At 66.9% G+C, this 14,340-nt stretch carries 14 protein-coding genes and 1 pseudogene; 2 read left to right on the forward strand and 13 right to left on the reverse strand.

The annotated features are described in order from the left end of the window. Nucleotides 1-76: 76 nt before the first annotated feature. From EJ105_RS14830 to EJ105_RS14855, 6 genes are all read right to left on the reverse strand, one after another. The gene (locus EJ105_RS14830; protein ID WP_250166949.1) at nt 77-901 is read right to left on the reverse strand and encodes an ABC transporter ATP-binding protein; all 825 of its coding nucleotides are present in this window, start codon (nt 899-901) and stop codon (nt 77-79) included. Next, nucleotides 898-1,938 carry an ABC transporter substrate-binding protein gene (locus EJ105_RS14835; RefSeq protein WP_250166950.1) on the reverse strand — a complete coding sequence of 347 codons (1,041 nt, stop codon included), beginning with the start codon at nt 1,936-1,938 and terminating at the stop codon, nt 898-900. The genes EJ105_RS14830 and EJ105_RS14835 overlap by 4 nt, the downstream gene beginning before the upstream one ends. Before the next feature lie 224 nt (nt 1,939-2,162). Next, nucleotides 2,163-2,987, reverse strand: coding sequence for an ABC transporter permease (locus tag EJ105_RS14840; protein WP_051678713.1), 825 nt, complete (start codon nt 2,985-2,987; stop codon nt 2,163-2,165). Nucleotides 2,988-2,998: 11 nt separating this feature from the next. After that, nucleotides 2,999-3,838: a fumarylacetoacetate hydrolase family protein gene (locus tag EJ105_RS14845; protein WP_250166951.1), complete on the reverse strand. Its 840-nt coding sequence runs from the start codon at nt 3,836-3,838 to the stop codon at nt 2,999-3,001. After that, nucleotides 3,835-4,593: a DUF4286 family protein gene (locus EJ105_RS14850; RefSeq protein ID WP_250166952.1), complete on the reverse strand. Its 759-nt coding sequence runs from the start codon at nt 4,591-4,593 to the stop codon at nt 3,835-3,837. Before EJ105_RS14850 ends, EJ105_RS14845 begins: the two co-directional genes overlap by 4 nt. Nucleotides 4,594-4,604: 11 nt before the next feature. Further along, entirely contained in the window at nt 4,605-5,648 is a 1,044-nt protein-coding gene (locus tag EJ105_RS14855; RefSeq protein ID WP_250166953.1) for an NAD-dependent epimerase/dehydratase family protein, read from the reverse strand. A 294-nt stretch (nt 5,649-5,942) separates the two neighbouring features. Between EJ105_RS14855 and EJ105_RS14860 the strand changes: the two genes are divergently transcribed. After that, nucleotides 5,943-6,797, forward strand: a complete 855-nt coding sequence (locus EJ105_RS14860; protein ID WP_024278050.1) for an IclR family transcriptional regulator — start codon at nt 5,943-5,945, stop codon at nt 6,795-6,797. A 25-nt stretch (nt 6,798-6,822) separates the two neighbouring features. Continuing rightward, nucleotides 6,823-8,232, forward strand: coding sequence for an enolase-like domain-containing protein (locus EJ105_RS14865; RefSeq protein WP_250166954.1), 1,410 nt, complete (start codon nt 6,823-6,825; stop codon nt 8,230-8,232). A gap of 587 nt (nt 8,233-8,819) precedes the next feature. Here EJ105_RS14865 and EJ105_RS14875 read toward each other — a convergent pair. The 7 genes and pseudogenes from EJ105_RS14875 to EJ105_RS14910 all read right to left on the reverse strand — a co-directional run bounded on the left by EJ105_RS14875 (nt 8,820) and on the right by EJ105_RS14910 (nt 14,334). Further along, nucleotides 8,820-9,214 (reverse strand): annotated as a pseudogene (locus tag EJ105_RS14875) (enoyl-CoA hydratase-related protein). 68 nt (nt 9,215-9,282) lie between these two features. Next, entirely contained in the window at nt 9,283-9,570 is a 288-nt protein-coding gene (locus EJ105_RS14885; protein ID WP_250166956.1) for a Clp protease/crotonase-like domain-containing protein, read from the reverse strand. 34 nt (nt 9,571-9,604) lie between these two features. Then, the gene (locus EJ105_RS14890; protein ID WP_250166957.1) at nt 9,605-9,811 is read right to left on the reverse strand and encodes a tautomerase family protein; all 207 of its coding nucleotides are present in this window, start codon (nt 9,809-9,811) and stop codon (nt 9,605-9,607) included. Nucleotides 9,812-9,900: 89 nt separating this feature from the next. Beyond that, nucleotides 9,901-11,214: an MmgE/PrpD family protein gene (locus EJ105_RS14895; protein ID WP_250166958.1), complete on the reverse strand. Its 1,314-nt coding sequence runs from the start codon at nt 11,212-11,214 to the stop codon at nt 9,901-9,903. Nucleotides 11,215-11,276: 62 nt separating this feature from the next. Further along, the gene (locus tag EJ105_RS14900; protein ID WP_250166959.1) at nt 11,277-12,428 is read right to left on the reverse strand and encodes an epoxide hydrolase family protein; all 1,152 of its coding nucleotides are present in this window, start codon (nt 12,426-12,428) and stop codon (nt 11,277-11,279) included. A gap of 14 nt (nt 12,429-12,442) precedes the next feature. After that, the gene (locus tag EJ105_RS14905) at nt 12,443-13,522 is read right to left on the reverse strand and encodes a glycerol dehydrogenase (protein ID WP_284145467.1); all 1,080 of its coding nucleotides are present in this window, start codon (nt 13,520-13,522) and stop codon (nt 12,443-12,445) included. A gap of 17 nt (nt 13,523-13,539) precedes the next feature. After that, nucleotides 13,540-14,334: an SDR family NAD(P)-dependent oxidoreductase gene (locus tag EJ105_RS14910; RefSeq protein ID WP_250166961.1), complete on the reverse strand. Its 795-nt coding sequence runs from the start codon at nt 14,332-14,334 to the stop codon at nt 13,540-13,542. Nucleotides 14,335-14,340: the final 6 nt, after the last annotated feature.

A 14,340-nucleotide genomic window follows, 5' to 3' on the forward strand; every position in this document is an offset into this window, starting at 1 on the left:
AAAATCGCCTGACCCGAAGGTGGCCTGACGAAAAGCGCCCGCCGTGTGGGGCGGGCGCCGTGTCTCTCCGGATCGCTCAGTGGTCCAGATCGCCCTGGGCGAAGAAGTGCTTTCGGATCTCCTGGGTGTAGCGGACGAACCGGCCTTCCCCCATCACCGAGAGGTCGCGCGGGCGGGGCAGGTCGATGTCGTAGACGGCCTCGATGCTGCCCGGCCGGCTGGACATGACCACCACCCGGTCGGCCAGGAACACCGCCTCCGGGATGGAGTGGGTGATGAGCAGCACGGTCTTGCGCGTCTCGTACCAGATGCGCTGCAACTCGGCGTTCATCTTCTCCCGCGTCATGGCGTCGAGGGCGCCGAAGGGCTCGTCCATGAGCAGCACTTCGGGATCATGCACCAGCGCCCGGCAGATGGCGGCGCGCTGCTGCATGCCGCCCGACAGCTCCCACGGAAAGCGCTCCTCGAAGCCGTCGAGGCCGGCGGTGTGGAGGAGGCGTGCCGCCGCCTCGCGATAGGCGGCGACCGGCCGCCCGCGCATCTCCACCTGCAACAGCACGTTGTCGCGCACCGTGCGCCAGGGCAGCAGCACCGGGCTCTGGAACACCATGCCCACGCCATCCGGCGGCTGCGTCACCTTCACGCCGCCGATGGTGATGGTGCCGGTGGTGGCCGGCAGAAGCCCGGCAACCAGCTTGAGCAAGGTGCTCTTCCCGCAGCCCGAGGGGCCGACGATGGCCACGAACTCGCCCTTCGAGATGTTGAGGTCGATGGGCTTGAGCGAGGGCACCGAACCGCCGCGCGTCTTGTACGTCTTGGTGAGGCCGGCGATGGCGATATGGGTGCCGGAGGCCTCGGCGCGCGGGGCGAGGGTGTCGATCCTGTGCAGGGCAGCGCTCACGGAAGGAACTCCAGCGTGAAGTAATCCTGCGCCTTGCTGCGCGCGGAGGGGTCGAGGCCGCCGTACTGGGTGAGGATCTCGAGGCTCTCGTCCATCAGCGCCGGGTTCATGCGGAAGGGGCGCGTGCTCTTGTCGTCGGAGGCGCGGTAGAGCGCCTGCGAATATTGCAGGCTGCGCAGCTGCGCGTCCGGCAGGCCGATCTTGGGATAGGCCTCCATGAGGATGTCGATGGCGGCCTTGGGGTTCTTCTCCGCCTCTTCCACCGCGCGGGTGGTGGCGCGCATGAAGCGCTTCACCATGTCGGCGCGCTTGGTAAGCGTGTCGGTGTTGGCGACGATGCCCAGCGACACGAGGTTCACCCCCGCATCGGTGTAGCGCAGCATGGTCACGGGCTTGTTCATGATATCCGGCAGGCGCGCGCCCTGCTCGGTGGTGAAGCCGATAAGGCCGTCGGCCTGGTTGTTCACCACGGCGTTGAGCTTGGCCTGGGCATCCGCCGCCACCATCTTCACCGCGCCCTCGGGAATGCCGAGCTTCTTCAGATAGAGCGGCCAGATGGGCGTCACGGCATCGCCGGGCGTGAACATGATGGTCTTGCCGGGCAGGTCCTTCGGGCCGTTGATCTTGCCCTCGGGGGCGACCACCGCGCCCGGCGTGCGCTGGAGCAGCACGCCGATGGTCTTCACCGGCGCGCCCTTGGCCACCGCCTTGATCATCACGCCGATGTCCGCGAGGCCGAAGGTGGCCGTGCCGGCGCCCACCGCCTGGATGGTCACCGCCGAGCCGCGGCCTTCCTGGATGTCGAGGTCGATGCCCTCTTCCGCGTAATAGCCCTTCTTGAGGCCGAGGATGAAGGGCGCGTGCTCGCCATAGACGTACCAGTTGAGCATCAGCACCGCCTTGTCTGGCGTCTTCTCCGGCGTCTTGCCCGCCTGCGCGGCCGCCGGCAGCGTGGATGCCGTGGCAAGGCCGAGGGCGAACGCGCCGGATAACAGGTTCGTGGCGAATGTCCTTCGAGAGATATTGCGCGAGATCATGGTTTCCTCCACCGGTTTTTCTGGTTTTGCTTGGGTCGTCGTGTTGCGTCTTTGCTTGGGGCGTCTCTCGCTTTCGTCATGCCCGGGCTTGTCCCGGGCATCCCCGTCGGGCCGATGGGACCGAAGCCGGGCGGGTGCTCCCGGCCTTTCCACGTGGATGGCCGGGACAAGCCCGGCCATGACGGCCGTTTATTTCCCGACCAACGGCGGGAGGGCGCGAGCCCTCACGTCCCGCTGTTGGGGTCCGGCCGGCGCGAGGCGTGCCAGGGGATGAGGAAGTGCTCGATGGCATCGAGCGCCATGAAGAGGATCACCCCCATCATGGAGAGCACGAACAGGGCGGCGAACATGAGCGGCAGGTCGAAATTGCCGTTCGCCACCTGCAGCACGTAGCCGATGCCCGAGTTGGAGCCGACGAACTCGCCCACCACCGCGCCCACCACGGCGAGCGTGATGGCCACCTTCAGCCCAGAGAAGATGCCGGGCAGGGCATGGGGCAGGCGGATGCGGATGAAGGTGCGCAGGCCCCCGGCGCGCATGGAGCGGGCGAGGTCGATCATCTCCTTGTCCACGCTCTTGAAGGCGAGCACGGTGGAGACCACCACCGGGAACACGCCGAGCAGGAAGGCGGAGATGATCTTCGGCAGCACGCCGAAGCCGAACCACACCACGAACAGTGGCGCCACCGCGATCTTCGGCACCGATTGGGAGAAGACGAGGAGGGGATAGAGATAGCTCTCCACCGTCTTCGAGGAGGCGATGAGCATGGCGAGCGGAATGCCCACCAGCGCACTCAGGGCGAAGCCGCCCAGGGTGGCGGTGAGGGTGGGCATCGTCTCCCGCAGCAGCATGGGCCACTGGGCGATGACCTGCTCGATCACCAGGGTCGGCGCGGGGATGAGATAGGGTGGGATGCGCAGCAGGCGCACCGCCAGATCCCACCCCACCAGGATCACGGCAACCAGGATGAGCGGGCGGATGGCATCCATGCTCATGAGCTTGGAGAGCACGTTGGCGCGCGTGGACTGGACGAGAAGGGTGTCGGTCATGGCATGCCTCCTCAGACCACGGATTGGCGCTGCTCGCCGAGGCGGGCGATGCCGAGGCGCACCTCCTGCCCGCGGGCGAGATAGACCTGCGGCTTCAGCCCCAGCCCCACCCCCGCCGGCGTGCCGGTGATGATGAGGTCGCCCGGCTCCAGCGTCATGAAGCGGCTGACGTAGGAGACGATCTCCGCCACCTTGAAGATCATGTCGCTGGTGGAGCTGTTCTGGCGCATCTCGCCATCCACCGCGCACCAGAGGTCGAGGGCCTGCGGGTCGCCCACCTCGTCCGCCGTCACCAGCCAGGGGCCGATGGGGCAGAAGGTGTCGTGGCTCTTGCCCTTGGTCCACTGGCCGCCATGCTCCAGCTGGTGGGCGCGCTCGGACACGTCATGGGCGATGCAATAGCCGAAGACATGAGCCAGCGCGTCCGCCTCGGACACCTTGCGGGCGGTGGTGCCGATGACGACGCCCAGCTCCACCTCCCAGTCGGTCTTCTCAGACCCCTCCGGCAGGCGGATGGCGTCATAGGGGCCGCAGAGCGAGGTGGTGGCCTTCATGAAGAGGATGGGCTCTTCGGGAATGGGCAGGCCGCATTCACGGGCGTGGTCGTGATAATTGAGGCCCACACCCACGATCTTGCCGATGCCGGTGAAGGGCGGCGCGAGGCGCACCTCCCCCTCCACCACGGGCAAAGAGAGCGGGTCCACCGCCTTCAGCGCGTCGAGGCGGGCGGGATCGGCGATGAAGGCGGCGTCGATGTCAGCAATGACACAGGAGAGGTCACGGACCGTGCCGTCGGCGGCGAGGAGGCCGGGCCGCTCGGCGCCGGCCGCGCCATGGCGCAGGAGCTTCATGGGGTGAGCCTTTCGGGAATGCGGGTGTCCGCAGCTGCCTCAACTGGCGCGGCAACGGGCCGGCGCAGTTCGGCGGACTGGATGCGGTTCTCCAGCCAATAGAGGCCGGGATTGATCTCGCTGGCGCCCTCAGTGATCAGGGCGTCGAGCCGGCGCCCGGCCGCCTCCGCCTGGTCGCGGTCGAGGGCTTCGATGGTGAAGAGATATTGCTGGCGCCCGGGCCCGCCGGAATAGATGCGGCGCTCGGCCGTCATGATGCCGGAGATGGCCTCGTCCACCTCATAGAGCCCGCCGGACAGCGTGCCGGATGCGTCCGCCGCGACGACCGCGCGAACCATTCCCGCCAGCGTCGCGGCATCGGCCTTATGGTCGAAGCGGCGCTGGAGGATGTAGGGGGCATAGCCCCCCGCACGGCCCACCCGGCAATGGTTCCGGTAGAGCGAGCGCACCGGATTGCGGAAGTGGGTGAGGGACTCGCTGGTCCAGGGTGTCGGCCGGTTCAGCGCGGCGAGATAGGCCGGGCTGCCCAGCACCTCGGGGCCATCCGTGACATAGCACATGAAGAAGCGCGGGCTGCCGAGGAGGGCGCGATAGCGCCGCCCCTCGATGAAGCCGGGAATCCCCACCCGCTCCGGCATGTGCTCGCAATTGTGCCATTCCTGATAGCGCAGCTCGTAGTCCGCATCGATGTCGGCCCAGAAGCCCATAAAGCCGAGGGCCGGGCTGGGGGCGGGGTGGGGATCTTCGCTTGTCATGGCGCGGCCCCTCAGAAGAGGCCGTCGCGGACTTCGTACCGCGTGGGCTTGCCATAGATGGCGCCGCCCTTCTCCACCCAGTGGGCCACCCAGTCGATCATCCGGGCCAGCGGCACGTTGGGATAGCCGAACAGGCGCTGGGCCTGGAACGTGCTGTTGGCCCAGCCGGTGGGCTCCTCCTCGCCCTCGAAGATGGGCGCCTTGCCGAACTTCTCACCGAAAGCATGGGCGATGGCCCGCACGCTCGCCTGCTCCGGCCCGCCGATATTGATGGGGCTGGTGGGCACCGTGCAGTGCTTCAGGCAGCGCAGGATCTGCGCGTTGGAATCCCCCTGCCAGATCACGCTGGCATGGCCGGTGCGGATGGGGATGGGCTCGCCGCGATGCACCCAGCTGGCGATGTCGTGGAGCACGCCGTAGCGCAGGTCGATGGCATAGTTCAGCCGGGCAAGGCGGCCAGGCGTGCCATGGATGTGGGAGCCATACTCAAACGCCCGCTCGCGGCCGACGCAGGAGTTCGCATAGTCGCCCACCGGCCGCGGCTGCACCCGTTCGTCCCAGCCATTGTGCGCGACGACGCCGAACGGATAGACGCACAGGGTGGAGAAGGCGACGATCCGGCTGTCGCGGAAGTGCGAGGCGACGGTCGCGGGCACCATGGTGTTCATGGCCCAGGCGAAGGAGGGATCGTCATTGGTGCCGAACTTCTTGCCGGCCATGTAGACGACGTTTTTCACCTTGGGCAGCTGCGCCACCGCCTCGGCATCCAGCAGGTCGCAGCGGATGGTCTCGATGCCGAAGCCCTCCAGCTCCTCCTTGGACCCAGCCTCCGAGAAGCGCGCCACCCCGATCACCCGCTTATCCGGCGCCGCGCGCTTGGCCATGCGGGCGAGGGAGGGGCCGACCTTGCCGGCGACACCCAGAACGATGATGTCCCCGTCCAAAGTGGCGAAGTCGTCCACCAGCCCCTGGGTGGGACGGGAGACCAGCTCCTCGAGCTGCTCCTCGGTCTCGATCAGGTCCGGCACGGTGTCGAAGGTCAGGCGTTCACTCACGAATCCGCTCCCATTTTTGCTGACAGGCCTGGAATGGCACCTGAACGGTGGGGTGAACCGCACCGAACCGGGGCCTGAACCGCACCGAACATGGAGGGGTTCGGGTGCCGGCCTGCTCATTTATTGGGTAACGCCGTTACCCATATCTATAGGGCTAGATTCGTCCAAAGTCGGAGTCAAGCGGGTATTTTCAGAGGAGGTCCGCTGTTTTCGCGCCTATCTGGCCTTGCCACGCTCGAATTCATGGATAACATCGTTATCAGTGAAGGCGTGGTGCGTCGAAGGGTAGATGAGATGGCGAAAGTTGCGGCCGGGGCCCGTCCCGAAAAGATCGACGAGACCATCGTCTCCGTGGAGCGCGCCTTCGACATCATCGGGATGCTGGCCGATTCCGTGGATGGCTTCCCCCTGGCGGAGATCGCGCGGCGCCTGGACCTCAACAAGGCCATCGTCTCCAAGCTGTTGAATACGCTGGAGTCGCAGATGCTGGTGTGGCGCGACGAGCGGGCCCAGCGCTATTACCTCACCTACCGCATCAGCAATCTCGGCCTGCGCCACCTCCAGACCAGCCGGCTGCTGGACCAGTGCTCCGCCGCGCTCCGCCAGCTGGCGGAGGAGACCGGTGAGCTGGTCCGCCTCGCCATCGTCGAGCCGGGCGGGCAGAGAATCGTGTGGGTGCAATCTTTTGCGGGCAGCAAGAGGTCGCTGCGCATCGATCCCAACTACACGCTGGAGATCGGCCTCCACACCCACGCCACCGGCAAGGCGTGGCTCTCGACCCTGCCCTTTGCCGATGCCCTCAAGCTGTTGATGCATCAGGGAATCGAGGCCTCTACCGCCTATTCCAAGACCTCCATTTCCGACATCCGCGCGGAGCTGGAGGAGGTGGCGCGGCGCGGCTTTGCGCTGAGCTATGAGGAGAACGAGCTGGGCGTGGGCGCCGTGGCCGCGCCCATTCTTGCCTCGACCCTCGGCGGTGCGCCGGAATGCGTGGGCGTGGTGAGCCTCGCCGCCCCCACCAACCGCATGAGCCGGGCGGATCTCGAAAGCTGCGGCTCCTTCGTGATGGCGACCACCCGCCGCCTGGGCGAGACCTGGCCGCTGGAGGCCCGCGCCCGCAGCGGCGCCTTCCCGCGCATGGTGGAATAACCACCTCAATTCAAAGGATAAAATCATGGGAGCGAACGCGGCGCCGCGTATGCGGCTGGCCGAGGCGAACCTGCGCGAGCGCGCGGCGAAGCTGCGGATGCCGTTCCGCTTCGGCGTCGCCACGCTGCGAGAGGTGCGGCAGGCTGAACTCACCGTGCGGATCGAGGCGATGGACGGGCGCGGCGCGGTCGGTATCGCCGCCGAATGCCTTCTGCCCAAATGGTTCGACAAGAACCCCGCGCTCTCCGACGACGACAATGTGGAGCAGCTGCGAGCCTCGCTGGCGATCGCGCTGGAGCTGTACGCCGCTTTGCCGACGGACACCCCGTTCGGCCTCTCCGCGGCGGTCTATCGGGAGCAGCAGGCGCGCTGCGCCGCGCTGGGCCTCAATCCGCTGGTCGCGGCCTACGGTCCGGCACTGGTGGACCGGGCCATCCTCGACGCCGCCGGGCGGATGCTGGGGATGTCCTTCTCCCAGATGATCCGGGGCAATGTGGCAGGTATCACCGTTAGCTCCGGACTGACGGGGGACCTTCAGGGCGTCGACATCGCCCAGTTTCTGGGCAATCTGCGGCCGCAGGATACCATCGGCGTGCGCCACACGGTGGGCATGGTGGACGCCCTCACGGCCTCCGACCCGCTCGAAGGCCCGGCCGATGGCTTGCCACAAACCCTTGAGGACGTTGTCAAAACCTACGGATGCCGTTTCTACAAGCTGAAGGCGGGCGGCGATATCGCCGCCGATCTCGACCGCCTCACCCGCATCGCCGCGGTGCTGGACGCCGGCCCTGCCGATTATCGCGCCACATTGGACGGCAATGAGCAGTATTCGGATGTGGATGGCATCGTCGAATTGTGGCGACGCATGTCAGAAACGCCAGCTCTTTCAAGGCTTTGCGCCTCCACCCTCTACATCGAGCAACCCATCCGCCGCGCCGTCGCGCTGGAGCGGGAGGTGGGGGCATTGGCCGCCCTCAAGCCCGTCATGATCGACGAATCGGACGCCACCCTGGATGCCTTTCCCCAGGCTATCCCATTGGGATATAAAGGAGTTTCCAGCAAGACCTGCAAGGGCTTCTACAAATCCATCCTCAACGCCGCCCGCATCGCCAAGGCCAATGCGGAGTTGGGCGAAAGCCGATTTTTCCTTTCCGCAGAAGACCTTTGCACCTGGGCCGGCATCAGCACCCAGCAGGACCTCGCCCTCGTGTCCCTCCTGGGCCTCGCCCATGTGGAGCGCAACGGCCACCATTACCTCGACGGCATGTCCTTTGCCCCAGAAGAGGAACAGTCAGCCTTCCTCGCCGCCCACGGCGACCTCTATCACCGTCCCCCCGGCGGGCCTGTCCGCCTCGCCGTCGCCGATGGGGCCGTGCGGCTGAAATCGCTGGACTGCCAAGGCTTTGCGGTGGGCGTTCCCCCCGTCATGGGTTGATGCGGCACCCGACTGGAGGGGCCGGACCGCTTTAGCCCAGCACGCACGCCCTGTTGTCGTTCTCGGCCATCGCCGCTTCGGCGGACACCTGCGTCGCCAACGCCGACGCGAAGAAGCTCGCCGGCGCGGCGCGCACCAGCTGGAGTGAGCCCTTCCGGGTAGACGGATTGAACTTAGGAATTGACCGTGGGCCGGGCTTTCAGAGGATGAGAGCCCATGACACGCATCGATCTCGCAGCATCGCGTTCAAACGTCAGGTCGCGCAGGAGTTCATCTCCGGCGAGACGCTGCATGGCCTTGCGAAGCGGCATGACCTGTCGCGCAACCTGATCCGTTGTGGGTGCAGAAGCACGAGACCGGCGCCTTCGATGAGGACGCCGAGACTGCGGAGCGGATGCAGGAATATGAGGCGCGGATCGCCGCACTCGAACGGCTCGTAGGCCGGCAGGCTCTCGAGCTCGAGTTCCTAAAAGGGGCTCTTCGAAGCGGACAGCGGCCGAGAAGCGCGCCTACATCCGCGCTCACCGGTCCCGTGGCATTCCCGTCGCCAAGGGATGCCGGCTGATGGGCATCGCTCGATCGACCTATTACGACGAGCCCGGACGGGCGCTGCTCAGCATGAGGCGCCTCTGTGCGGTGCCAAACTCCGCGACCGCGGCGGGCCAGCCGGCGAATACTGCGGTGCGTGCTGAACGTAGGGTTTCCGCGACCGCGAGGGGAGCTTGGCCGGCGATCCGCTCGGCCAGTGAAAACGCCCGATCGAGCTGCTGGCCGGGATCCACGATCTCCTGAACCAGCCCGAGACGCAGCGCCGTGTCCGCATCGAACTCGTCGCCGGTGAGCAGGTAGCGCATCGCATTGCCCCATCTGGCGCGCTCGACGATCCTCAGCGTCGCGCCGTGGTTGGGAAAATGCCCCTTCGGACTTCGAGCTGACCGAAGCGTGCATCGCGGGCCGCGACGACGATGTCCGCCGCCACCATCAGCTCGATGCCGACGGTGAAGCAGAGCCCCTGAACCGCCGCCACCACGGGTTTGGTGCGCAGCGGCGTCACCAGATCGCAGGGATCGACCGCTCCCGGCTTTCCAAGATGCCGTCCCTCCGCGAACCAGTGCTGGATCTGGTCAAGCTGGACCCCGCGGTGAAATGCGGGCTGAAGGCGTGCAGCACGCCGACACGGACGTCCGGCTCATCCTCCATGGCCTGGTAGGCGTCGGCGAGGGCAGTCACCATCCTGCCTGAGAAGCCGCTGAGCTTCCGCGGCCGGTCGACCCCGATCAGCATCAGCGCGCCGCGCCTTTCGGTCCTGATCGTACCTTCGCCACTCTCGTCATTCATGCGGTGGGTTCCTGGTCGGCGTGCATGCGATGTTTCATGGCGATTCCCGTTCCGCGTTGCTCCTGGCAACGGATTTGCCGGCGACTGCGAAGTCGCCGTCGGACATGTCCTCAACCCTGATGCGGACCTGCTCCGGCCGGCAGTCCAGTGTCGCGCACAGCGCTTCTGTCACGCGTGCGAACATTGCGTCCTTCTGCTCCTGCGTACGCCCTTCCATGAGAGCCACAGTAACGATGGGCATGATCTTTCCATTCGCTGGCGATACAGCTCACCGCCGCGGGCGCGGGGTGGCAAGGTGAGACCTGGTCCGGGCGCCAGACCAGTCATGGGTCAGTGCCCGGAGCGCGTCCCGCACCGTATCGGGCCTGAGGCTCGGCAGATCGCGGCGATGAGTTCGTCTCGAGGCAAACGGCCGAGGGGACGATCGCAGAGAGGCGCATCGAGATCGTCCGGTTCTAGCCCGACATGTGCGCGGAATTTCGCCTCGATGATGTCCTCCCAGCCCGGATCGCCGGCATCGCCGTCGGCGGTGACCGGGTCGGAGTTGAAGAGTTCGCCGCTATCGGTTTCGATGGAGACATCGGACACGCGCTTTGCCGGATAGAGAGCGTCGTATTCGGCCAGGATGGAGACCTCGATCCTGCCCATGAGTGCCGCCGCGTCAGGATCGGAGAGGCCGTCGATGACGTCCTGTACGTCGAAGCGACCATGCACGAGGGCGTAGGCCACGGGCCATGGTAGGCCGTACTGCGCCTCCTCCGTCACGGTGGGGATGAGGCGCGGCAGATTTGCTGAGTTGGCGAAGGTACGGATGGCAACGCGCGCGATGCGGTGGTGATCGAGCGCGTGCCGGCCGCGCAGGTCGAGTGCCGCCTTGATCGCCGGCTGCGAGAGCCGGATCACGGGGAATGGCTTGACGTAGCCGTCGAGGCATCGCCAGGTCCGGCCGATATCTTCGAAAGGGTCCGCATTGAAGAATTCAGAATCATGCGCGGTGAAGCCCGCCTCGGCAAGTTCCGCCGCCGTCGCGCCAAGGAACGCGCCCCAGCCGATGGCGTCCTTCGTCATCGCCGGCTGCGAGAGCGAGGGCAGAAGCGGCGCATGCGGCGCGTGGAACTCGGCGAAGCCGATCGCGTGCCGGATGACATTGTCCGACAGGCGCCGCAGATGGCAGATGGCGGCGGCGGATGCCATCGGGCCCCAGGCGCCCGCTGCGCGATAAACTGGGCTGCGGGCGTGCAAATCCATCGCCGCGCGCACCGCGAGCTCATAGCCGAAAACGACTGAAGCCAGGAACTCGCTGAGCGTTGCGTCGGCCTCCTCCGCCGCAGCGAGCACCGCGGGAATAGTGTTCGCGCCCGGATGGCCCTTGGCGAGGACATGGCCGTCATTGAGGCTCAGCGCATCCGAGAGCATGCCGTTGGCCAGCGCCGCGCCTGACACCGTCGAGCGCGCGCCCGAGGCGAGGATGGTCGCGCCACCCGATCTGAAATTGCGCTCCACATGTGCCGCGGTGATCGCTGCCGAAGCCACGCCTGCACCCGGCAGAGAGGCGGCGACGAGATCCCGCACGAGCCAGACGGCACGGCGCTGGACCGTAGGTGGCAGGTCCGCCCAGACGAGGCGCGGGATAGGCTTGGGCATTGTGTCCATCGCTCCGTTGGGCACGGCGCCGGCAGACAGGATCACTACGGCCTTGCCCCCAGTCACGATTGCAGGGCCGCGGCGAAGGATCGGATCTCGTGCGCCAGCAGTTCGGGTTGCTCCAGCGCCGCGAAATGCCCTCCCCGGGGCATTGAGTTCCACTGACGGATGTCGGCGAACATCGCGCCGGCGAGCGTGCGGGGCGGCCGTACCATCTCGTGGGGAAATTGCGCATAGCCCATGGGTACGCCGATGCGGGTACCGCGCGGTATCGGCCAGTCCCGGTGCATGCGCGCGTAGTAAGGATGGAAGGAGGAGCCGATCGCGCCGGTGAACCAGTAGAAGGCAATGTTCGCCAGCAGTCTGTCGCGCGGGATGGCGTTCTCGATTGTCCCGTGGCAATCCGACCAGGAGCGGAATTTTTCGACCTGCCAGGCGGCGAGGCCGGCCGGAGAATCCGTCATGGCGAAGGCGAGGGTCTGCGGCTTCGTGCCCTGGATCCACTGATAGCCGGTCTCTTCCCGCAGCCAGACGCGCAGCCGGTCAAAATGGGCAATTTCCTCCGGCGAAGCGTCTGGGGATGGGCCGCCATCGCGTGGCAGCGGCAGCAGGTTGAGGTGCAGGCCGACGATCCGGTCGGGATGGGCGTGGGCCATTCGGGCAGCGACGAAGGCGCCCCAGTCCCCGCCTTGGACCAGGAAGCGCTCGTGACCGAAGGCGCCCATGAGATCGACGAGCCTGTCGGCCATTTCCTCGACGCCGAAACGCGCCTGACCGGGTTCGAAGGAAAGGCCGTAGCCCGGCAGCGAGGGAGCAACGACCGTGAAGGAGAGCCGTGGGTCGAGCCCGAAGCGCTCCGGATCGGTCAGGCGCGGGATCAGCTCCAGGAATTCGAAGACCGATCCCGGCCAGCCATGGCAGAGCAGCAGTGGCACGGGATCGGGGCCACGCCCCTCGACACGCAGGCAATGCAGATCGACGTCCGGGAGACGCAGCTGGAATTGCGGGAAGCCGTTCAGCAGGCTTTCCTGCGCGCGCCAGTCGAATTGGTCCCGCCAATAGGCAAGAAGGTCGGCCAGATAATCGTTGTCGGTTCCAAGCTCCCACGCGGCGCAGGGGGGGCGATCCGGCAGCCGCGTGCGGGCAAGCCGCTCGCGCAGATCGGCGATGGCCACGTCCGGGACGTGATAGGTGAAGGGGCGGGGTTCCGTCATGGCACCGACGCGGCTCAGCCCGCCGCCAGACGCTCGATCCGCCGCATGGCGGCAGCGATCCAGGCTTGGTCGAGGTCGATGGCCAAATTGGGAATGTGCGGGGCGGTCATGGTGCGGCGCGCGATCTCGTCGATCTCCTCATTCGTGACGTTCTTCATGCCGAGATCGGCCAGCCGCACCGGCAGGCCGATCTCGCGATTGAAGCCCATGAGATCGAGGACCTCCGCATCGGGGCGGTTTTCCGCGGCGAGTTGCACGAGGGTGCCGTAGGCGACCTGCTCTCCGTGGGGAGCCTTCATGGCGTCGCGCGCCTTGACCAGGCCGCGCGTCATCGAATGGGCGAGCGACAGCCCGCCGTTCTCGAAACCGAGCCCGCTCATCAGGATGCAGGCCTCCACGGTCGCCTCGACATCGTCGGTCACCTCCCGGCGCTCGACCGCGGCTAGCGCTGCGGCCGCATGGGCACGCAGGGTTCGATAGCCAGCATCCGCGATCACCATGCCGGTCCGCAGCGGACGGGTGCCGAAGGGCGTCTTGCCCCGCCCCGCCCAGCAGCCGTCCGCCTCGAACTTCTTGGTCAGCGCGTCGCCGATGCCCCAGCGCAGGAATTTCGCGGGCGCGTTGGCGATCAGTCGGGTGTCGACCAGCACGGTGTGCGGGTTGCCGATCATGCGATCGGTCGCGATCATCGTATGGCTGTCGTCGTAGACGGCATAGGTCGCGCTGGTCGGCGCGTCGTTGGAGGCGATGGTCGGCACGGTCACGGTCGGCACGCCAAGGCGCTCGCCGACGCCCTTGCCGACGTCCAGCCCCTTGCCACCGCCGGCGGCGATGACGAGGGCGGGCGAGACGGGACGCGCGCGCTCCGTCAAAGCCTCGATCCGGGCATAGGTGATCTCGCCGGAGAAGGGCAGGACGAGGGCCGCGACACCCGCCTCCCTCAGGCTACACTCGATCGGCGCGCCGACCAGATCCCTTACGCCGTCGTCGACGATCACGCAGGCGCTTGCGCCGATTGTCTTGGCGATCCGGCCGATGTCCGCGAGCACGCCCGGCCCCTGGATATAGCGCCCCGGCGATCCGAATATCCTCATGATGATCGTTCCGTGGTTCAGCCGATGGCGCCGGTCAGCTCGCCTGTATAGGCGTCGCTCGGGGCACCCCAGGCGCAGTAGCCGCCGTCGACAGGGATGATGACGGTGGTGATGAAGCGGGCGCGATCGGAGCAGAGGAAGATCATCGCCTCGGCGATGTCTTCGGGCCGCCCGAGCTTGCCCATCGGCGTGCGCCGCCGGACGCGATCGGAGTCGATCTTGCCCTCGCGGATCAGCTCCTCCGTCATCGGCGTCAGGATGTAGCCCGGCGCGATCGCATTGACGCGGACATTGTGGGGGCCCCATTCGCAGCCGAGCACGCGCGTCAGCATGCTGATGCCGGCCTTCGCGGCGCTGTAGGCCGTGCGCACCGGCAGTCCGAGCACGCCGGCGATCGACGACAGGTTGACGATAGAGCCGCTGCCCTGCGCGATCATGTGCGGCGCGACCTTCTTGGAAACCAGGTAGGTCCCGGTGAGATGGATGTCGATCAGCCGCTGCCAGTGCTCCAGCGGCTGGTCGACCGTCGGCACGAAGCTGTCGGGCACGCCGGCATTGTTGATGAGGATGTCGATCCGGCCATAGCGATCAAGAGTCGCCCGGACCATGGCGTCGACATCGGCTTCCCGCGAGACATCGCCGCCGATGGAGGCGTGTCCCCCTCCCAGCGCGGACGCGGCGTGGCAAGCAACGTCCTCGCGGAGGTCGTTGATCATGATGCACGCGCCCTCTCGCGCGAAGGCCTGCGCTGTCGCGAGACCGAGCCCCGAGCCGGCACCGGTGATCAGAGCGACCTTGTTCTCGAGTTGCATCGGCAC

It is taken from the genome of Xanthobacter aminoxidans (genome assembly GCF_023571765.1).
In the GTDB taxonomy this organism is placed as follows: domain Bacteria; phylum Pseudomonadota; class Alphaproteobacteria; order Rhizobiales; family Xanthobacteraceae; genus Xanthobacter; species Xanthobacter aminoxidans.

Excerpts from the sequence above, each read along its gene's own strand:
- EJ105_RS14845 (WP_250166951.1), bottom strand. The coding sequence starts at position 3,838 with ATGAAGCTCCTGCGCCATGGCGCGGCCGGCGCCGAGCGGCCCGGCCTC.
- EJ105_RS14890 (WP_250166957.1), bottom strand. The coding sequence starts at position 9,811 with ATGCCCATCGTTACTGTGGCTCTCATGGAAGGGCGTACGCAGGAGCAG.
- EJ105_RS14900 (WP_250166959.1), bottom strand. The coding sequence starts at position 12,428 with ATGACGGAACCCCGCCCCTTCACCTATCACGTCCCGGACGTGGCCATC.
- EJ105_RS14860 (WP_024278050.1), top strand. The coding sequence starts at position 5,943 with ATGGCGAAAGTTGCGGCCGGGGCCCGTCCCGAAAAGATCGACGAGACC.
- EJ105_RS14910 (WP_250166961.1), bottom strand. The coding sequence starts at position 14,334 with ATGCAACTCGAGAACAAGGTCGCTCTGATCACCGGTGCCGGCTCGGGG.
- EJ105_RS14835 (WP_250166950.1), bottom strand. The coding sequence starts at position 1,938 with ATGATCTCGCGCAATATCTCTCGAAGGACATTCGCCACGAACCTGTTA.
- EJ105_RS14895 (WP_250166958.1), bottom strand. The coding sequence starts at position 11,214 with ATGCCCAAGCCTATCCCGCGCCTCGTCTGGGCGGACCTGCCACCTACG.
- EJ105_RS14840 (WP_051678713.1), bottom strand. The coding sequence starts at position 2,987 with ATGACCGACACCCTTCTCGTCCAGTCCACGCGCGCCAACGTGCTCTCC.
- EJ105_RS14885 (WP_250166956.1), bottom strand. The coding sequence starts at position 9,570 with ATGAATGACGAGAGTGGCGAAGGTACGATCAGGACCGAAAGGCGCGGC.
- EJ105_RS14865 (WP_250166954.1), top strand. The coding sequence starts at position 6,823 with ATGGGAGCGAACGCGGCGCCGCGTATGCGGCTGGCCGAGGCGAACCTG.
- EJ105_RS14850 (WP_250166952.1), bottom strand. The coding sequence starts at position 4,593 with ATGACAAGCGAAGATCCCCACCCCGCCCCCAGCCCGGCCCTCGGCTTT.
- EJ105_RS14905 (WP_284145467.1), bottom strand. The coding sequence starts at position 13,522 with ATGAGGATATTCGGATCGCCGGGGCGCTATATCCAGGGGCCGGGCGTG.